This is a genomic window from Catonella sp., from assembly GCF_057250765.1.
In genome coordinates this window covers 30,200-50,671 of record NZ_DBHIEC010000001.1, presented here as the reverse complement: position 1 = coordinate 50,671, position 20,472 = coordinate 30,200, and the positions used below count along the sequence as shown (strand labels likewise).

Annotated in this window: 18 protein-coding genes; 14 read left to right on the top strand and 4 right to left on the bottom strand. The window is 37.3% G+C overall.

All coding sequences use genetic code 11. The features are described 5' to 3' along the window. Positions 1-49 precede the first annotated feature (49 nt). The 3 genes from pfkA to ACO6HM_RS00200 all read left to right on the top strand — a co-directional run bounded on the left by pfkA (position 50) and on the right by ACO6HM_RS00200 (position 2,245). Entirely contained in the window at positions 50-1,024 is a 975-nt protein-coding gene (gene pfkA, locus ACO6HM_RS00210) for a 6-phosphofructokinase (RefSeq protein WP_485389210.1), read from the top strand. Further along, on the top strand, positions 1,024-1,911 hold the full coding sequence (gene dapA / locus ACO6HM_RS00205; protein WP_485389209.1) for a 4-hydroxy-tetrahydrodipicolinate synthase: 888 nt from the start codon (positions 1,024-1,026) through the stop codon (positions 1,909-1,911). The genes pfkA and dapA overlap by 1 nt, the downstream gene beginning before the upstream one ends. An 85-nt stretch (positions 1,912-1,996) precedes the next feature. Continuing rightward, the gene (locus ACO6HM_RS00200) at positions 1,997-2,245 is read left to right on the top strand and encodes a hypothetical protein (protein ID WP_485389208.1); all 249 of its coding nucleotides are present in this window, start codon (positions 1,997-1,999) and stop codon (positions 2,243-2,245) included. On the opposite strand, the gene ACO6HM_RS00195 is transcribed toward ACO6HM_RS00200, so the two are convergent. Continuing rightward, positions 2,242-3,099: a Cof-type HAD-IIB family hydrolase gene (locus tag ACO6HM_RS00195; RefSeq protein ID WP_485389207.1), complete on the bottom strand. Its 858-nt coding sequence runs from the start codon at positions 3,097-3,099 to the stop codon at positions 2,242-2,244. The two genes, ACO6HM_RS00200 and ACO6HM_RS00195, sit on opposite strands and share 4 nt — an antisense overlap. A 334-nt stretch (positions 3,100-3,433) precedes the next feature. On the opposite strand from ACO6HM_RS00195, the gene ACO6HM_RS00190 reads away from it, so the two are divergent. Then, a complete protein-coding gene (locus ACO6HM_RS00190; RefSeq protein ID WP_485389206.1) occupies positions 3,434-4,366 on the top strand; it encodes a hypothetical protein in 933 nt (310 codons plus the stop codon). A gap of 84 nt (positions 4,367-4,450) precedes the next feature. Here the strand turns inward: ACO6HM_RS00190 and ACO6HM_RS00185 are convergent, their stop codons facing one another. Then, on the bottom strand, positions 4,451-5,980 hold the full coding sequence (locus ACO6HM_RS00185) for a hypothetical protein (protein ID WP_485389205.1): 1,530 nt from the start codon (positions 5,978-5,980) through the stop codon (positions 4,451-4,453). A gap of 15 nt (positions 5,981-5,995) precedes the next feature. Then, positions 5,996-8,311 (bottom strand): NACHT domain-containing protein, encoded by a 2,316-nt coding sequence (locus tag ACO6HM_RS00180; RefSeq protein WP_485389204.1) that lies wholly within the window; start codon positions 8,309-8,311, stop codon positions 5,996-5,998. A gap of 369 nt (positions 8,312-8,680) precedes the next feature. On the opposite strand from ACO6HM_RS00180, the gene ACO6HM_RS00175 reads away from it, so the two are divergent. From ACO6HM_RS00175 to ACO6HM_RS00160, 4 genes are all read left to right on the top strand, one after another. Beyond that, positions 8,681-9,202 carry a hypothetical protein gene (locus ACO6HM_RS00175; protein ID WP_485389203.1) on the top strand — a complete coding sequence of 174 codons (522 nt, stop codon included), beginning with the start codon at positions 8,681-8,683 and terminating at the stop codon, positions 9,200-9,202. Positions 9,203-9,301: 99 nt separating this feature from the next. Further along, positions 9,302-9,625, top strand: a complete 324-nt coding sequence (locus tag ACO6HM_RS00170; protein ID WP_485389202.1) for a hypothetical protein — start codon at positions 9,302-9,304, stop codon at positions 9,623-9,625. Positions 9,626-9,642: 17 nt separating this feature from the next. Beyond that, the gene (locus ACO6HM_RS00165) at positions 9,643-9,900 is read left to right on the top strand and encodes a hypothetical protein (protein ID WP_485389201.1); all 258 of its coding nucleotides are present in this window, start codon (positions 9,643-9,645) and stop codon (positions 9,898-9,900) included. Between the two features lie 210 nt (positions 9,901-10,110). Continuing rightward, positions 10,111-11,016 (top strand): hypothetical protein, encoded by a 906-nt coding sequence (locus ACO6HM_RS00160; RefSeq protein WP_485389200.1) that lies wholly within the window; start codon positions 10,111-10,113, stop codon positions 11,014-11,016. Between the two features lie 57 nt (positions 11,017-11,073). Here ACO6HM_RS00160 and ACO6HM_RS00155 read toward each other — a convergent pair whose 3' ends face one another. Next, a complete protein-coding gene (locus tag ACO6HM_RS00155; protein WP_485389199.1) occupies positions 11,074-12,600 on the bottom strand; it encodes a hypothetical protein in 1,527 nt (508 codons plus the stop codon). A 231-nt stretch (positions 12,601-12,831) separates the two neighbouring features. Here ACO6HM_RS00155 and ACO6HM_RS00150 point away from each other — a divergent pair, with 231 nt between their 5' ends. From ACO6HM_RS00150 to ACO6HM_RS00125, 6 genes are all read left to right on the top strand, one after another. Next, positions 12,832-14,121 (top strand): ATP-binding protein, encoded by a 1,290-nt coding sequence (locus ACO6HM_RS00150; protein ID WP_485389198.1) that lies wholly within the window; start codon positions 12,832-12,834, stop codon positions 14,119-14,121. Between the two features lie 194 nt (positions 14,122-14,315). Then, complete coding sequence (locus tag ACO6HM_RS00145) at positions 14,316-16,586, top strand: bacterial Ig-like domain-containing protein (protein ID WP_485389197.1); 2,271 nt, start codon at positions 14,316-14,318, stop codon at positions 16,584-16,586. Positions 16,587-16,754: 168 nt separating this feature from the next. Further along, on the top strand, positions 16,755-18,350 hold the full coding sequence (locus tag ACO6HM_RS00140; protein ID WP_485389196.1) for a peptide chain release factor 3: 1,596 nt from the start codon (positions 16,755-16,757) through the stop codon (positions 18,348-18,350). Between the two features lie 84 nt (positions 18,351-18,434). After that, complete coding sequence (locus ACO6HM_RS00135) at positions 18,435-18,716, top strand: type II toxin-antitoxin system RelB/DinJ family antitoxin (RefSeq protein WP_485389195.1); 282 nt, start codon at positions 18,435-18,437, stop codon at positions 18,714-18,716. 127 nt (positions 18,717-18,843) lie between these two features. Continuing rightward, positions 18,844-19,083 carry a polya polymerase gene (locus ACO6HM_RS00130; protein ID WP_485381091.1) on the top strand — a complete coding sequence of 80 codons (240 nt, stop codon included), beginning with the start codon at positions 18,844-18,846 and terminating at the stop codon, positions 19,081-19,083. A gap of 38 nt (positions 19,084-19,121) precedes the next feature. Beyond that, a complete protein-coding gene (locus ACO6HM_RS00125) occupies positions 19,122-20,438 on the top strand; it encodes a glucose-6-phosphate isomerase (protein ID WP_485389194.1) in 1,317 nt (438 codons plus the stop codon). Positions 20,439-20,472 lie beyond the last annotated feature (34 nt).

The window sequence follows — 20,472 nt, the reverse complement described above, 5'->3', positions numbered from 1 at the left end:
ATTTTTTGAGAAACTGCAGATTTTAATAAATTCATGGAGGTAGATTAAAATGGCTAAGGAAGTTAATACAATAGGAGTACTTACAAGCGGAGGAGATGCACCGGGTATGAATGCCTGCATTAGAGCGGTTGTTCGTGCTGCCCTTGCAGCAGGTAAGAAGGTTAAGGGTATAAGAAGAGGATACGCAGGACTGATTGATGAGGACATCGTTAATATGGATTCAAAGAGCGTATCTGATATCATCCAGCGTGGTGGTACAGTGCTTTATACTGCAAGATGTCCTGAGTTTAAGAATTCAGATGTACAGGATAAGGCAGCTGAAATCTGTAAAAAGCACGGAATCGATGGAATGGTAGTCATAGGTGGTGACGGCTCATTCCAGGGAGCAGGAAGACTCGCTGAGAGAGGAATCAATACCATAGCACTTCCTGGAACAATTGATAATGATATTGCCTGTACAGAGTACACCATAGGCTTTAATACAGCTGTAAATACTGCTATGGAGTGTATCGACAAGGTTAGGGATACCTCTACTTCCCACGAGCGTTGTAACATCATCGAGGTAATGGGAAGAGGAGCAGGCTATATAGCACTTTGGTGCGGTATAGCCAACGGTTCTGAGGAAATCCTTACCTCAGATACCTATGACGGCAACCTTGCAGAAATCATACATAGAATCAAAGATTTAAGGGCAAAGGGCAAGAAGCATTACATCATTATAAATGCTGAGAGCGTAGGCAATTCCAATGAAATGGCTAAGCTGATTGAGATGGCTACAGGCATGGAGACCAGAGCAACAGTACTCGGACATATTCAAAGAGGTGGAAGCCCAACAGCTACAGACAGAGTATATGCTTCTATGTTTGGAGCAAAGGCTGTAGACCTTCTTCTTGAAGGTAAGACAAACAGGGTTATCGGTATGAAGGGTGGTCATTTTGTAGACTATGATATCGCAGAAGCACTTCAGATGACTAAGGAAGCTGATCCTTGGATGATTGAGCTCGGAAGGAGGTTAGTAAGATAATGCCTTTATTTGAAGGAGTTGCAACAGCACTTATAACTCCGTTTAGTCCGGATGGAAGTGTGAATTATGCTAAGCTTGAAGAGCTTATCAACAAGCAGATAGAGGACGGGGTTGACGGACTTGTTATCTGTGGTACAACAGGAGAGTCAGCTACACTTACTGAGAAGGAGCATATGGACGTTATCCGTGAGTCTGTGAAGTTTGTAAAGGGCAGGGTTCCTGTGATTGCAGGAACAGGTTCCAACTGTACCCAGACAGCTATTGAGATGTCTAAGGAGGCTGAAGAATACGGTGCTGACGGTCTTCTCCTTGTATCGCCATATTATAACAAGGCTACTGCAGAGGGACTTTATGAGCATTTTGCGGATACAGCCAATGCGGTTAAAATCCCTGTAATTCTCTACAATATAGCAGGTAGAACAGGTATCAACATAGAGCCAGAGACCATATACAAGCTTGCAAGGGATATCAAAAACATAGTGGCAGTCAAGGAAGCATCAGGCAATATTTCTCAGATAGCAAAGATTGCGGCGCTTACAAAAGACCTGGACTTTGATATATATTCCGGAAATGATGACCAGGTTATAGCTCTTTGTGCCATGGGTGGAAAGGGAGTTATCTCAGTAGCTTCACACATTATCCCAAAGCAGATGCATGATATGGTTATGAGCTTTAGAGCGGGAGATACCAAGAAAGCACTCGATATACAGAACAGATATCTCTCACTTATAAATACCCTGTTCATCGATGTAAATCCAATCCCTGTAAAGGAAGCTATGAATCTCTTAGGTTATGAGGTAGGAGGCTATCGAAAGCCACTTACACCTATGTCTGATGCCCATAGAGAGATACTAAGAAGCGAAATGATAAATGCAGGATTATTATAATCCGTTGTCGGAGTTAATAATACAATGATACAAGTGTCAAGTAAATTTGCCACCCACATCATAATAAAATTTAGGAGGTATTTTCATGAAAAAATTAGTAGGAATCGCTGCAGCTATAGGAGGCCTCGCTGTTATAGCAGGTATTTGTTACTTTGTCTACAAGCATTTCTTCTGTTGCTGCTCTTGCTGTGACAGTGACGGAGAAGACTGTGAGTGTGATGGAGAATCTTGCGAAACAAAAGCTGCCCCTCACTCAAGAGGCTATTTCAACCTCAGAAGAGTACAGGAAGCAGCTGCAGAAGGTGAAGTTTCTGAAACAGAAACAGATATCTAAATCAGCTTAAAATGTTCCATTGCCTTGTATATACCATCTTCAAGTAAAGGAGGTGCTACATACGAGGCAATTTTTTTTATGTTTTCATCTCCGTTGCCCATACAGATGGAGTTAGGAAGCCAGGTTAACATTTCCCTGTCATTTTCACTGTCTCCAAAGCCGTATGCGGAGGAAAGCGGTAGATTAAGATGGCCCAATACTGCCTTGATTGCAGTTGCCTTATTAAAGCCATTTGGAAGAAACTCTACAAAGCCGTACCCTGCCCAGCTCACCTTATCGTCCTTGTTGTTAGTATCAAGGGGGGTATTGGAAGCGGTAAACTTTGCTTCATTTGGTCTTCTGTGTATTATGATAGTCATAAAGTCTTTGATGTCATCAGCCATTTTCATGGCATAATCCCATTGTAAAGGACTAATCATCCCAGAAAATTTGCCCACACTAAGCTCTTCAAGGTTGTCTCTTCTTATCTCCTTTAGAGGGGCAGAGAGGTCTCTAAGTAGGAGCTTAAGCCTAGTAGGGTCACTGTAGCGCTCAAAAGGAAGGACGTGGATGTATTCGTCACCCTCAAAGAAAAGGCCTAGGTCTGAGCCCTCAAACCAGTCTAAGAGCCTTGAAAGCTCACTGGCAGACAGCTTGTGGTCAACAAGGATTTCATCCCTAAAAGAGATATAGGTTCCACCACCACATATAATGCCGTCAAAGCCAACCTCAAGGAGCTTCTCTGGCAGCATTGACTTACTGCGCCCACTGCAGATAAAGCAGAGGTTTCCCTTTGCCCTTGTTCTTCTAATCGCTTCTGCCGCTGACTCCGGCAGATATTCATTTCTCCCAAGGAGAGTTCCATCAATATCCATAATAGATAATTATAGTTATTTCGGAAAGAATTGGCAAGAGGGAAATGTGCTAACTTTCAAGGAAGAAGGAAGAACACCATTAACTGAGATTTATCAAAAATATTTTTTAAAACCGTCCTTTTCATACATCCGCCAAGGCTACTAAGTAGAAGGAGGTGGTTAAAAGTGAAATCAAGAGCTTTTGGTAATATAAGATTTTGCTCTATAAGAGCACCAGCTATGTAAACGTATATCATATAGCTTTAATTGGCTATAGATAGCTAAATGAAGATATGAAACCAATCCCAATGAAAGAAGTGGGAAACAAAGAATAATGATTAAGGAGAGAAAGATTATGAGTAAAATGGAATTATTATATAGGATAAAAGATAAGAATGATTGTTCTAACATGGGCGGTATAGCCATTGATAGCAACGGAACGTTATACTGTGTTAAATCAAAGCAGGGTGATTCGCAGCAGTGCTTATATGTGATAAATAACTATAGATCTGCTGAAATAAAAAAGGAAGTTGTTACGCCATCATATGCATATATGTATGGGTGGCTAGGACATGCCAATAGTTTGACTTTAAGTGATGGCTTCCTTTACGTAGGAACTGATAAGAATTATATTATTAAGCTAAATGCCTCAAAATTATCAACCGGCAGATATGATGCAGGGGAAAAAATATTGCTTAAAAAAAAGGTCAAACAGAATGATGGTAAATCTAAACTAACTGAGGTAACAGATATTTCAATTAGCTCTATTGCTAATATAAATGGGAATGAATTTGTACTTCATTTTAGTAAACAAGGTGAAAGTAAAACCAATAGAATATATTTTAATAAAGATGTTAAATCATATACAGAAAAGACTCCTAAAGGAGAACAAAAGCATAAGTATATAGAATATAGCTCAGTAGGGAAGTTTGAATATAAATATCCGGATAATTTAAAGAGCTCCATTGGAGAACATGCCCCTCAGGATGTATATTATAAAAATGGTTATTTATATTTTATACTTGCAGGAAAGGACGAAGAAAGCGATGAATTTAAGACAAGTTATATCTTAAAATATAAGCTTGGAAATAGCAATTGTCTTGGATACGACTCATTTTCAAGTCCGGATATGAACACCAGTAAATTTGAAATAGAGAGCATGCATATAGTTGGTAAGAATTTAGTATTCTCCGTAAATGAGAGTAAGAAAACAATGGTAAATGGAGAAGAAAAAACAGCAAACAATTGGGATGCAATATATATTACAAGAGATTGGGTGCTAGCATAACAAAATGACTAAGATTAACTGAGTTGATTAGATGGGTAAGCCTGCCACATTACGTAGCAGGCTTACCCTAGATATTCAAGAAGATTACAATGGTCGGAATGGTATTGTAAAGCTACAATGATCAGGTAACTTATAATGGCTGTAATATTTTGTTATCTCCTGTGGAGGTATTCCAAGTGAATACATAAAGCTGTTAAGTGATAAATTATAATTAACAAAGTCATGTCTCAAAATATAGTAGTATCTAAATTTAGTAAGGTCATAAGAAAACCTACACAGGCACTCGGTTCTGCAAAATGAGTCATACAACAGCTTGCTATTATCATAAACTGACCGATATTTATCATATTTAATATACTTGTCATCAATATACTTAGAGGTAACAATAAACTTATAAATATTATAAGCTAGTCGTACATTTGTAGTATTCTCTATATTCTTAAAATACTTATTTCCAACCGCCTTTATTGCACGGCTATCAGAGCCGTTTGCAGGGTAAATAGGAACTCTCCTATAACTTCCGTACACATTCTTATCTGTAACTGTGAAAGCTGCAGATTTTTCAGCATAAAGCTTATCCTTGCCATTCTTAGCTTTCATTTTAACAGTGACCTTGTATTTACCATTTTTAAGGTATTTGTCGGTATTGTTTACAGTAAATATAAATGAGCCAAGATAATCACTCTTATACTGATATGAAGGCTTTAAAGTATCCACTAACTTTCCTGATTTGTCGTATATGTATGCTTTAATATCAGGAGGTGAGGATATGGCGTCATCATAGGTAAAGTTTGCATTACAGAAGATATTTAGGTATTTATCTGTCTTTGGATTAAATCCCTTTTTATATCCACCAATTACTATAGGGGTAACAAAAAAGTTATCAGCTCTCCAAGGAGCAGGGACTTTTTCGTTATTGTAGTACAGGTATTTGTTGTCGTTATGAAGTTTTTTATACTTCTTGTAATTACTGACATATAGTTTGTAAATCCTGTTGATAGACAGCCTTTTCCTCAAACCCTTAAGGAAGTTCTTAGGTAAAATGGCATTGTCATTAATAAACTTCATACGTGAGACAATGGAATAGCCTATTTTATGATCCATGTTGCAGTCGTATTCACTGGCCTCTGGATTTCTGTCCTGCAATATTTTTAAGCCTATATACTTTAATGATTTATTCACTTCTACAGTATCATCAAACTCATAAGGAAGTTTATTAAAGTTTGTTTCCAAGTAAATGGGTGTTTCATCCAGCTTTAATCTGTTTAAAAAGAATGCAAGCCCTTTATCGGAAAGAGTACCGTAAAAATTGGGACCATAGTCATTTGTATATGTACGTTCAAGATCCATATCATCGTCAAAATACCCCTCTGCATCCTTATATTTTTTAGTTATTTTCCCAGTTTTAGCAGCCTCCTCTATAAGCTTTAGATACTTTCTTGACGCGCTGTAAACGCCATTTTTCTCAAAGTCCTTATTGTATATAAGGGTATCAAGGTAAGGCATCTTGCTGTAGTCAAGCTTCTTTTGCTTTGTCTTAGCTTCTGTAACTTGAGACAAGGTGCTAAAAAACAGGGCAAAGAGTAGTACAAGTGCAATTAGTTTTTTCTTCATATCAATTGTCCTTTCTTAATTATCGAATAGGTCTTCGGATGATGTTTCCAACTTAGTACGTTTCTTTAAGTTATGGTAATAGTTTTTAATATTCCTATACTCGCGACAAAGTGGGAAGTCATCCTGCTCCATATAATTTTTTAGCGCAATATACTGTTCAGGCTCTTCTATAAGTTCAGAAATTTCAATATCAATTGTCATACCTTCCACTTTCGGCTCTCCAAAATAGTCAGAATAGAGAGAAGGAAGCTCATCCTCTTCAACCAATTCAGTTGACAGGAGAAGGCTGTGAGGGATAGAATCATAATCCGGTAATCTATCATAGGCTTCGTCAACCAAAAAATTACTATATGCATTAACCCAATTTCTGGTTGGTAATTCATATATTTCGCTAGGCCATTCACAATAATCAAGCTTTGATACAACGCCTAAATGTTTATTATATATAATAAATCGATATAAAAATGAGCTTGCAATGTTTAAGTAAGAAACTCCTACATCTCCCTCTTCAAAGTAAAGAACAGGATATATGGTTTTTAAAAACTCCCAATATTCTCCTTCCCCTTCTTTTTCAAAACCACTTATTAGTTTTTCTAAAAATGGAAGAAATATAAAACGTTCTATTTTTTGAGGAATCATATCGTAAAGCATGTCAAATGTTCTGTCCGTATAGGAACGATTTCTTAAGTTTTCAAAATAATTTCCTACTTTAACAAGGTTAGTATCATATTCAGACGCAAAGTAAACAGCTGTAAAATATTCTTGAAAAGAACGATGAATAAAATAGTATCGTTCTCCTTCACTATACATAATACACAGATTTTCTGTTAAATCCAACAAAAAATCACGAGGTAAAATATTTCGATGTTCTGGATCGGCAGTTTTTAAAACCTTTTTCATATACTCTGTAAAATGTAAAGAATCAAACTCAAGGACTTCGTCCATATATGTTCTGGCACAGAATTGTGCAAAATATTTTGCAAATTCTTCTGGAGTAAGCTTAGTATGTAATGGACGCTTAAATGAACCCTTTGAGGCATCATGCAATCGAGCCATAGTTTCATATGCTTTTGAATAGAATACATGCATTTTAGCAGGAACCTCTCCAAAAGAGGAATAGGTCATAAGCATAATGGTTAATAGGAGAGGGTTACTGGCAAATTCTTTATGAGTACTGTAAAGATTCCTATCTAAAGCTATCATAAAACTAGCTTTGCCTTCTTTGTCCCAAAAGTCCAACTTTCCTATAAGTTCAAGTGCCTGTTCTTTAGTTAAATCCTGTATATCAAAGATTGTAAACTTAGAATAGGAAATGAACATATGAACAGGACGGGAGGTAATAATTATAGTATTACCGGAATATGCTTTTAGTAGTGACTCTAAATGTTGATTAAAAGTATCTCTTATGGAGGATTGTATTTCATCCAGACCGTCAAGTAAAAGAATAAGACGTTTTTGCACTAGGGAATCAATAATATCCTCTTTAGAGATACTCAAATCATATTCATTTACAGATTTGAGTATAAAGTCAACTATACTACTATCACTATCTTTGTAATCTTTTAGCGAAAGCAACAGGGGAATGCTTCCCGTAGTTTCGACTTGTTTAGCAGAAGAAAGAAACAAATGTGTCATCAGCATAGATTTTCCAATCCCGCCTAGTCCCTGGATAATAATATACTTTGCTTCCTGCTCTAACTTTTCAACAGTGACACCGCTTATAGATTCTCCCGATTCAAATAGCTTATTACGCCTAATGTCATTACAGACATATAAGTCATAAAAAGGGCAAGGTTTTTCAGCAAACAGTAGAGTCTTTTTTGTAGAGTAGTAAACTGAAGCATCATTAAGATACTTTTGGAATGTCTGCGTTATTGGTAAGCGTTTAGGTATATCATTAGGAGATAACTTTAATGGCGTATAAGTATCACATTTCTTATTTCCTTTAACTGTATTTTTCTTTGTGCCAGAGGCTTCAATAATTATATTTGCAAACAATTCCGCAATTTTCTCGTAAGTATTTGATGGATTTATATCATCTATGTCATCCTTAAAAATATTATATAACTGTTTATTTGTATTCTTAGGGAATGTTTTTAGGTATTTTATAAATTCTTTAGGATTGACATAAACAGCTATTTTCTTAGAAATACCACTAATTTCATTTTTTCCATTAAAATAACTTTTATAAGTACTCTCTGCATAGTCATCAAGTATATCATGTCCATCTTCAATAGTGATGGCTTCTAAAATGGTTTTAGTAAACATACAGGTATTTGCGCCAGCTCTTATTACTTGAGATAACTTTTGGGCAAATTCAATAAATTGCATCTAATATCCTCCCATATCCATTCCTATACTACGCTAACCAATTATACCAACTTGATAAATTATAATTTAATTGTATCAAAGAAAAAGGTAGAAAGATTAGTATAAGCTATCTATTTCACATTCTATTATAGCACCCAATTACTAAATTATCTACCCAATAAATATTAATCTCAAAGTCCGAGATGGCCATCAGGACGGCGGGATACATAGAGAATCTATACAGTATTAAAACTGTATAAAAGATGAAGATGTATCCACCGTATTTTACTATGCTCATTTTTGGCTTTGCAATATGGTGTTGTCTTAATATTTTCAGATTTTTTATGTGTTCCGCTTCTAGAGATTCTTTAGAAGAAAGGAGTACATATTATGCAACTTATAGTCAGATATGAAAATAAAAATCAGATAATAAATCTGAACTCAAAGGAAGCTGAAGAACTGATGGAAAGCTTATCATTAAAATGTGATAAAAACCTGTCTGAGAAAGAACTGGAACTACTTATTCAGGATGCTTGGGATGAGGGTTTCAATAAACCTGAATACAATAATCTGCACAAGTTTGAAAGGCATAGAGGACTAAGCAGTAAAAGAAGTAGTGAAGAAGATGATGATGCTATCCTCGAACCTCAAATGGATGAGGTAAAAGATTCAACTATATTTTGTAAAGAAGAGATGGAAAGAAACGATAATTGGGAGTATGAGGAAGTGTGCCAGAAAATACGCGGAATTCTAAAGCAAAGTACAGCAGAGATGGTAATTGCTATAGCACTTGATGGGATGTCAGTTGGAGAATATGCAGATTTGACGGGAGATATTGCGAACAATGTCAGCCATCGCTATAGAAGGGCAATAAAAAAACTTAAAGATAATTATTTGAAGACGTCCTTTTAGAGCTTTATCTAAGGCTATTAAGTAGGAAGTAATATGGATTAAAAATGTACTTTTTGTATTTGTGAACGGGGCATCAAACTAAAGAAGGGAGGTGATAAAGTGACGTTATTTAATTGGTTCGCGCTATTTGGGATACCGTCTTTGATAGGAGGATTTTGGCTAAATATACTAAAAAGTATCAAAAATAGTGATAAGCAGACAAAAGCCTTACAGTTAGGCGTGCAAGCACTTTTGAGGGAGAGGCTTTTATATTTGTACAGAGAATTCTTTAAACAGGGTTATGTTAATTATTCAGACCGCCAGACAGTTGAGAATATGTATAAACAGTACCATGTGTTGGGAGAAAATGGAGTAATGGATGATATGCATCGAAGATTTATGAATCTCCCAATAGAAGTTGAAGAAAATTGTAATTTAAATTAAAGAAAGGAAATGATGAAATGAAAGTATCTAAAAATGTTGAAGAAACTAAGGTTGATTGGAGAAGAAAACTAACATCGAGAAAGTTTTGGGTTGCAATTATAGGTTTTTCAACTGCAATGCTGACTGTATTAAATATTAATAGTCTTACAATAGAGCATGTAGCGGCCATTATATCAGCACTTGGAACACTTGTATCTTACATTATTAGTGAAGGCATGACTGATGTAGCTGAACTTAATGGAAATGATAAAAAAATATCCAAAACGTCCTTTTAATCCATCCGCCAAGGCTACTAAGTAGAAGGAGGTGGTTAAAGGTGAAATCAAGAGCTTTTAGTAATAAAGGATTTTGCTCTATAAGAGCACCAGCTATGTAAACGTATATTATATAGCTTTAATAGGCAATGGACAGCTAAATGAAGATATGAAATTACTCCCAATGAAAGAAGTGGGAAACAAAGAACAATGATTAAGGAGAGAAAGATTATGAGTGATATGAAACTATTATATAGAATTGATGATAATAAAGACTATACCAATATGGGTGGAATAGCAATTGATGAAAATGGAACATTATATTGTGTTAAATCAAGCTCAGATGATGAGAAACAGTGTTTATATGTAATAAATGATTATGAGAGAGCTAAAAAAACAAATGGCTTTGTAAATCCTTCACGTATTCATAAGTATGTAAGATTAGGACATGCCAATAGCCTCACTTTAAGCGATGGTTACCTTTATGTAGGCACAAATGAGAATTATATTATTAAGTTATCTACTACGAAGCTAAAAGGTACTAAGCATGAAGCGGGAACAAAGATAGACATTAACTCAGACGATGCCGATATCAGCTCAATTGCGGCTGTAGGAAACAATCAGTTCATAGTGCACTTTAGTGGACAAGGCGACAGTTACGCGAGGCAGAGAGTTTACTTTTCAAGCGAGATAACAGATACAGTTGAGTACAGCGCTGAGAAAATGAAGACATTTACATATCCGGATACGCTGAAAATTAAAGCTGATAATACTGAGGCACAGGACATGTTTTATAAAGATGGGTATTTATACTTTATAGTTGCGGAAAAGGATGATAAAAGCAAGGAATTTACGAAAAGCCATATCTTTAAGTATCATTATGAAAGTGGCACTTATGTAGGGCATGTCACATTTACAAATACAAAGGCTAAAAAATTTGAAATCGAAAGCATGTATATAGTTGATAAAAAATTAGTATTCTCTGTAAATGAGAGTAAGGTAATAATAGAAAAAGTAAAAGTAAATGGAAAGATGATAACAAAGACAAAGACAGTAAATAACTGGGATGCAATCTATACTGTTGAAAATTGGGAGTTAGCATCCAAAGAAATAATTATACCTAACGAAAACAAATAATAATATCTAAGATAAGGCTGCCACATTAGGCAGCCTTATCTTAGATATTCAAGATGATTACATTGGCCGGAATGGTATTGTGAATCCGGAACAACTACCTCCTTGGTAATGATTACAGTATTTTGTAACTTCCTGTGGAGGCACTCCGAGTGAATATAAAAAGCCATCCAATGCTAAATCATAATCAAAGTCATGCTTCAAGACATAGTAATAACGCAATCTAGTGAGATTGTAAGAAAATCTGCATAAACATTCAGTTTTACAAAATGAATCATATAACAGCTTGCTATTATCATAAACTGAATGATATTTTTTCCATACTTTATCATCTACATCAATTGTCTTAGAAGTTAAAACGAACTTATAAATATTATAAGCCAGCCTTGTATTGGTAGTATTCTCTATATTCTTAAAATATTTAGCGCCAACTGTCTTAAGTGCATGACTGTCAGAACCATTGGCAGGATATATAGGAACTCTATTATAACTTCCGTAAACATTTTTACTTGTAACTAAAAACTTTGCAGATTTTTCAGCATAGAGCTTATTATTGCCATTTTTAGCCTTCATTTTAACCACTACCTTGTATTTGCCGTTTTCAAGATATTTGGCTGTGTTTTTTATAGTGAATATAAATGAGCCAAGATAATTACTTTTATATTGATATGAAGGCTTTAATGTATCACAAAGCTTACCCGATTTGTCGTATATGTATGCCTTGATATCAGGAGGCGAAGTTATGGCATCATTATATGTAAAGTTTGCATTACAGAAGATATTTAGGTATTTATCTGTCTTTGGATTAAATCCTTTCTTATATCCGCCTATGACTATAGGAGTTACAAAAAAATTATCAGCCCTCCAAGGAGCAGGGACTTTTTCATTCTTGTAATACAGGTACTTGTTGTCGTTATGAAGTTCTTTATATTTCTTGTAATTACTGATATATAGACTATAAATCCTATTAATAGACAGTCTTTTCCTCAAATCCTTAAGAAAATTCTTAGGTAAAATAGCATTGTCATTTATAAACTTCATGCGGGATGCAATGGAATTTCCTATTTTATCTTCCATACTACAATCATATTCATCGGCCTCTGGATTTCTGTCCTGCAATATTTTTAAGCTTATATATTTTAATGATTTATTCACTTCTACAGTATCATCAAACTCATAAGGAAGTTCACTAAAGTCTGTTTCCAAATAAATTGGAGTATATTTAAGCTTTATCCTGTCCATAAAATAAGCAAGCCCTTTGTCAGATAGTGAACCGTAAAAATTGGGACCATAGTCATTTGTATATGTAAATTCATAGCCATAACCCTTGTCAAAATATAATTCAGCCTTTTTAAACTCATCAGTTATTTTCCCGGTTTTAGCAGCCTCCTCTATAAGCTTTAAATACTTCCTAGACGCACTGTAAACACCGTTTTTCCTAAAGTCTTTATTGTATATAAGGGTATCAAGGTAAGGCATATTGCTGTAGTCAAGCTTTTTTTGCTTTGTCTTAGCCTCAGCACCTTGAGGTAATGTACTAAAAAACAGGGCAAAGAGTAGTACAAGTGCAATTAGTTTTTTCTTCATAATAGGCTCCTTTCATAGTTATCAATCTTGCAAGGTAAAATTATAGAGAAGTCACTCGCAGATTGATGAAGTATAGGGACTTTATTTCAAATCCTATTATAACACCAAATGCTTGTCTTATGTATATACTGACTAATAAAAAATCATTTGAAAATGTTAAAGAATAGTTATATAATATTGACTAGATTAGCCTTAGTGGGCGGAAATTTTCAATGGAATGGAGTGGGGGTTATGGAAATTAAACGTGATAGTTATCTGCAACAGTTGATTTCATACCATTTTGATGGCTTGGTAAAGGTAATCACAGGCATAAGGAGATGTGGCAAATCCTATCTGCTAAAAAATATATATAGAGGCTATCTGCTTGAGAATGGTGTAAAAGATGAGCAGATTATTACAATTGAGCTTGACCTTGCAAAAGATATTAAATACCGCAATCCGCTTATACTTTCATCGTATATAAGAGAAAAGGTAGAAAAAAGTAAAGAGGAGTACTATCTCTTTGTTGATGAAATACAAATGTCTGATGAGGTGGCTAACCCGTACAATCCTGACGGTAAAAGGATTACTTTTTATGATGCGCTTAATGATTTGAGAGGTCTATCAAATTTAGATGTATATGTAACCGGAAGCAATTCAAAAATGCTTTCAAGCGACATTCTTACAGAGTTTAGAGGACGAAGTGATGAAATAAGAGTACATCCGCTTAGTTTTGCTGAATATTACTCTGCCGTTGGTGGAGATAAAAATGAAGCTTTTGATGAATATGCCTTCTATGGTGGGATGCCACTTATTTTGTCAAGACCTAACGATGCCACGAAGATGAACTATCTTAAATCTCTATTCCAAGAAGTATATATTAAGGACATTGTTGAACGAAAGAGAATAGAGAGGCAGGATGTGCTTGAACAAATACTTGACTTGCTGTGCTCGTCTGTTGGCTCATTAACCAATCCAACTAAAATTGCTAATACCTTGAAGTCTAAGCAAGGCTATAGCGTGTCAGCCAATACGATTCGTACATATATCGGACATTTGGAAGATGCCTTTCTTTTTTCGGAAAGCAAGCGTTATGATGTGAAAGGAAAGTCGTACTTTGATTCTTCAAACAAGTATTATAGCGAGGATATAGGCCTTAGAAATGCAAGGATAGGATTTCGTCAACAGGAAATGACGCATATAATGGAGAACCTTATATATAACGAGTTAAATATAAGGCAGTTTTTAGTTGATGTCGGAGTTGTATATCAAAGAGCCGTTAATGACAATGGAAATTCAGTTCGTATTCCGAGAGAAATTGATTTTGTGGTAAACTCAGGAGGGAAGCGGACTTATATACAGTCGGCTTATGCGATGCCTGATGATGAAAAAGCTGAGATAGAAATAAGACCTTTTGCGCTTACAGGTGACTTTTTCCCCAAAATTGTAGTAAGAAAAGATATTGGAAAGCGCTGGTATGATGATAATGGCATCTTGAATATAAATGTTATTGATTTTCTACTGGATAAAGATGTAATTTAACTAATGAATATTATAGCCTTTTTGGGCTGAAATTTCAATGAAATTCTAAAGTACTAAATGAAAACCTCATGCTAAACCGGCATTTGTAAGGATAGACTATAAAGAGATAAAAGTTTTGCCAAAATGTATAATAACTTGGTTACTATATGCCGATATAATTAGATATAGGAAATTTTGGAAAGGAGTATTTTGCTATGAGGAATACCGGAATTAAAGGGTTCATATCAATTTTACTTTGCTTTGTTATGATTATAGGCTTGTCTGCACCACTTAGAGTAAGTGCAGAAGATGACAAGAAGATAGCTGAGCTTTCGGCTGAATATATTGGAGTTAAGAATGAAAACGGCGATGTACTTGTAGGCACTGCGCTTAGTAAAACAGACTTTAAGTTTACTATTCGCTATGACGGGGAGGAGAAGTTTGTTCCGCTCTCTGAGAGTGAGCTTAGCCATATAAAGCTTTCTCTTAATGCAGTTCCCATTGATGCAAAGAGTGCATTTGAGCTTGCCATAACTTATGACAATACAGCTAAGACAAAGACAGGCGAAGAGCTGGTGTATAAAATCACTATACCTAAAACCAATGAGACCTTTGATAAGATGGAGGCGACTTGGAATGGTGCAAGCAAGTATCATGTTGGAGATGCTATAAAGAAAGGTGAGATTACCCTGAGTGTGGTATATGGGGTGATTACACCTAATGGCCGTACACAGACTACAAGGACTATCAGCCATAACCAGTTTACCATTTCTCCTGAGGCCATAGTGGCTGACGGAAACAACAATATAACTGTTGAATTCAAGGGGAGAAAAACCAATGTTCAAGTCAAGGGCTATGGAGAAAAAGAGCTTGAAGTAATATATTCAGGAGATAAAAACCCTGTAGTTGGGCAGATTGTAGACACTAAGAAGATAAAGGCGAGCATTGTATATACCAACAATGATAAAAAGGCTGTAAAGACCTCTGACCTTTCATTTGACAATCTGGAGGTGAAGGCTCCGGGTGAGAATACTGTCACAGTTACCTACGGCAATCTTAAGGGCAAGTTCGTAGTAAACGGAGTGGCAAAAACTGCTGAGAAGATGTCTGCCAAGTACACAGGGACTGACCTGGTTGTGGGAAGCAAGATTGACCTTTCCAAGATAACCATTGAGCTTACCAACAACGACAAGACAAAAGAAACCATAACAGCGGGCTTTACCATATCTCCGGATACGGTCAAAGAGGTAGGAGCCAATACAATCACTGTCTCCTACAAGGGCTTTAATGATACAGTAGTAATCAAGGGTACGGAGATACTCCCTACCAATATCACCGCCACATACAATGGTGGAACTGTGATAGAGGGAAGCAAGATAAGTAAATCTGGCATCTTGGTTACTGCTTATTATCCCGATGGAACCAATAAGACCATATCTGATTTTGACATTTCTACGGAAACAATGAACACAGTTGGGATGCAAGAGGTTATAGTCACTTATAAAAAGCTTACAGCCACCATCTATGTTCCTGTTACAGCGAAAACGGTAACTCAGCTTGAGGCTGTGTACAATGGAGGTGCACTGGAGCAGTACGAGTCCTTAGACCGCAAGAAGCTGGTTGTGACTGCTACCTATAATGACGGAAGCAGCAGCAATGTTGAAGACTATACCATTATGTCAACTACCGCAAGTAAGGTGGGAGACAATGTGTTTACGGTAAACTATGGTGCCAAGACTGCGACCTTCACTGTAGAGGCATTTGCAAGAAGGATTGCAGGCGTAGGAACTCTTGAGTCTACGGTAGGTGGAGGGGATTACAGCTCTACACTTACTGCATTTATACAGGATCAGTTTGTAAGGGAAGATATCAAGCTTGAGACGGAAGATTTGGAGGATGACCTTATAAAGTCTGCCATAAAGAGGGTGAATAGTACTAAGAAGTACATTGCCTTTGAAATGGATATCGACAGCTTTCAGTTTGACGAGAACCAGTATCTGACTGCGGAGCTTACGATTCCTGATGAGTTTGACCCTGCTAGGGTAGCTGTATACTTTACTCCTGACAGGAAGAAGATAATGGTACAGCAGACTGGCGGACTGGTGGCAAACAATCTCTACCGCTTTTATGCCTACAGCTCAGGCACATACGTGTTAATGGAAAATGATAACAATGATGTAACCAAGCAGGAGCTTAGGGATACAGACCAGAGAAAGCCGTTTATGGTGGTTTCCATAGATAAGAGCCTAACTGTGGGTACGAAGTCAAAGATAAAGCCTTATGTTTTATTCTCAAAGGATAAGGACGAGGAATTTACCTATGAGGTTGACAATGAAGACCTTATGACTATCTCAAAGTTTGGAGAGATGACTGCCAAGGCCGCGGGAACAGTAAGTGTTACAGTAAGTGCTAAAAAAGGCGGATATTCGGAGACCTATGACATCAAGATAAGTCCAAAAGAAAAGAAGAGAAAAAAAGCAAATTAGAATTATGGAGGGTTGCATTATAGCAGCCCTCTAAGACTTTTAAAATTTTTAGTGAAAAATTCTGCCATAGCTGTTATAATATAAACCGTGCGTCAAAAACTCATCAAGTGGTGGGATTTATATTTTTGCTTGAGGTTTATTAGAGAGATTTAGTTGAAAGGAAAATATATGTCTGATTTAGTAAAAGAAATAGAAAAGCGTAGAACATTTGCGATTATTTCACATCCCGATGCGGGAAAGACAACACTTACAGAGAAACTCCTGCTCTACGGAGGGGCTATCAACCTTGCAGGCTCTGTTAAGGCTAGAAAAACCAGCAGACATGCAGTGTCTGACTGGATGGAAATAGAAAAGCAAAGAGGTATATCTGTAACCTCTTCAGTTATGCAGTTTGAGTACGATGGTTATTGTATCAACATCCTTGACACACCGGGACATCAGGACTTCTCAGAGGATACCTACCGTACTCTTATGGCGGCGGACTCTGCGGTCATGGTGGTAGATGCGAGCAAGGGTGTGGAGGCTCAGACCATCAAGCTCTTTAAGGTCTGCGTTATGCGCCACATTCCTATATTTACCTTTGTAAACAAGCTTGACCGTGAGGCTATGGACACCTTCGAGCTTATGGATCAGATAGAGAGCATACTTGGTATCAAGACCTGTCCTATCAACTGGCCTATAGGCTGTGGTAAGAACTTTAAGGGTGTATATGACAGGAATACTGAGACTGTTATGGAGTTTAAGGCTGCAAATGCAGGTGCTAAGGAAGTTGAGACAAGTTATTTTAATATAAAGGATGAGGAGGCAAGGACTTCTCTTGGCAATGATAACTATGAGAAGCTAATGGAGGAGCTTGAGCTTCTAGATGGAGCCTGCCCTGAGTTTGACCAGGATAAGGTAAGCAAGGGTGAATTAAGCCCTGTATTCTTTGGCTCTGCGCTAACTAACTTCGGTGTGGAGACCTTCCTTACACACTTCCTTAAGATGACCTACATACCTTCTTCAAGAATGACTGACACGGGTGAACTCGATCCACGCTCTGATGTGTTCTCGGCCTTTGTATTTAAGATTCAGGCAAACATGAACAAGATGCACAGGGACAGGATAGCATTTATGCGTATCTGCTCAGGCAAGTTTGAGGCAGGGATGGAAGTAAACCATGTGCAGGCAGGCAGGAAAATCCGTCTTTCGCAGCCTCAGCAGATGATGGCGCAGGAAAGAAAGATAGTGGAAGAGGCTTATGCAGGAGACATAATAGGTATCTTTGATCCGGGCATATTCTCTATAGGTGATACTGTATGCTCGACAAATGAGAGTTTTAGATTTGCAGGAATACCAACCTTTGCTCCTGAGCATTTTGCAAGGGTGCGCCAGATGGATACCATGAAGCGTAAGCAGTTTGTAAAGGGTATAGAGCAGATAGCCCAAGAGGGTGCTATCCAGATATTCCAGGAGTACAGTCAGGGCTTTGAGGAAATCCTTGTTGGAGCTGTAGGTGAGCTTCAGTTTGATGTGCTTAAGTTCAGGCTGTTACAGGAGTACAATGTGGAGATCCGCCTTGAAACTCTGCCTTATGAGCATATCCGTTGGATAGAGAATAAGGATGTGGATATGGACAAGCTATCTCTCACCATGGATACAAAGCGCATCAAGGACATGAAGGGCAGACCACTGCTCATCTTTACTCACCCTTGGAGCATCCAGACAGTGCTTGAGCGTAATGAGGGGCTGAAGCTTTCAGAATTTGGAAATGCGGAGATGTAAATAATTGTTTCACATCATTTATTAATCATATGATTGCATATGTAAACGAATAATGTTATAATTTGTTTAAAGGAGGCGATTTATATGGTAAATACATTAGTACAATTTAGGGTAGATGAAAACGATAGAACTGAGGCTATAGAGATTTGTAGTAAACTTGGTATAGACTTACAATCATATTTTAGGATTTGTTTAGCTAGGCTAATTAGGGAAAAGGGAATTCCATTTAGCATGAAGATAGAAGAGGCTAAAGAGAACAAAGGGATTTCTGCGATGAAACGTGCAAGTAAGATTGCAAAAGAATATGGAATTTCTGATTTGTCTTTAGACGAAATCAATGAAGAAATAAGAGAGGCAAGAGGCTAAGATGAATTAGATATAATCTCAAATGGTAACTTGACAAATCTCTAATAAGAGCCGATAATTTAAATATATGTTCAGGGTCAAAAGAATGTATTATCTTTGACTTGCAAAAAACGATAGGAGGAAGAACATGAAGATTACAAATATCAACAACATCGATAAGTTCTTTCAGCTGGTGGACAAGTGCAGCGGCAAGATAGAGCTTGTAACAAATGAGGGAGACAGATTGAACCTTAAGTCAAAGTTATCTCAGTATGTGTCCTTAGCCAACATTTTCTCATCAGGAACAATCCCTGAAATGGAAATAGTTGCATACGAGCCTGAGGATACAAAGAAACTCATTGAATTTATGATGAATGATAATGGCTAAGTAGTTAAAAAATGCAATAAAACAAGGAGGGTTTTGCAGTGGACACATTATATTTTTGTTACAAAAATGCTCAGAAATTCATAGGCGACCACGAGGTGGAAAGCATTAAGCCTGCAGTTTTGGATGCGGCAAAGAGACTCACGGAGAAAACCGGTGACGGAAAGGATTTCCTTGGCTGGATAGATCTCCCTGTCAACTATGATAAGGAAGAGTTTGCAAGAATCAAGAAGGCGGCTGAGAAGATTAGAAATGACTCTGACATCCTTTTTGTAATCGGTATAGGCGGCTCTTATCTTGGAGCAAGAGCGGCTATTGACTTCGTAAAGCATAGCTTCTACAATGACTTACCTAAGGAAAAGCGTAAGGCTCCACAGATTTACTATGTTGGTAATAGCATGAGTGGTGCTTACATTGAGGAGCTTATTGACCTTATAGGAGATAAGGATTTCTCTGTAAATGTAATTTCAAAGTCAGGTACAACTACTGAGGCAGCCGTAGCCTTTAGAGTATTTAGAGAGCTTACAGAGAAGAAATACGGAAAAGAAGGGGCGGCTAAGAGAATATATTCAACCACAGACAAGGCACGTGGTGCTCTTAAGACTCTTTCAGACGAAGAGGGCTATGAGTGCTTCGTAATCCCTGATGATGTAGGCGGACGTTTCTCAGTGCTTACAGCTGTAGGACTTCTTCCTATCGCAGCCAGCGGTGCTGATATAGACAAGCTTATGGAGGGTGCTGCCCACCTTAGAGAAATCTGCTTAAACAATGACCTTAGTGAGAATCCTGCACTTCGTTATGCTGCCATAAGAAACATCCTTTACAGAAAAGGAAAGAATGTTGAAATCCTTGCAAACTATGAGCCAAGTCTGCACTTCATATCAGAGTGGTGGAAACAGCTCTACGGAGAGAGCGAGGGCAAGGACCAGAAGGGTATCTTCCCTGCTTCTGTAGACCTTACTACAGACCTTCACTCCATGGGACAGTTCATTCAGGACGGTTCAAGGCTTATGTATGAGACTGTTCTTGTTGTGGAAAAGCCTAGAAGAGACTTTACACTTAAGAGTGCTGAGAATGATATAGACGGCCTTAACTACCTCTCAGGCAAGACCATGGACTATGTAAATAAGTGCGCTATGAAGGGTACTATTGCGGCTCATGTGGATGGAAATGTGCCTACACTTCTCATCGAAATACCTGAGCAGACAGAGTACCACCTTGGCGAACTTTTCTACTTCTTTGAATTTGCGGTGGGAGTAAGTGGCTATATGCTTGGCATCAATCCTTTTGACCAGCCGGGTGTAGAATTCTACAAGGCAAATATGTTTAGACTCCTTGGCAAGCCGGGTGCAAAATAATATAGCTATAAATGGTGCATGTCAAGTTGTCTTT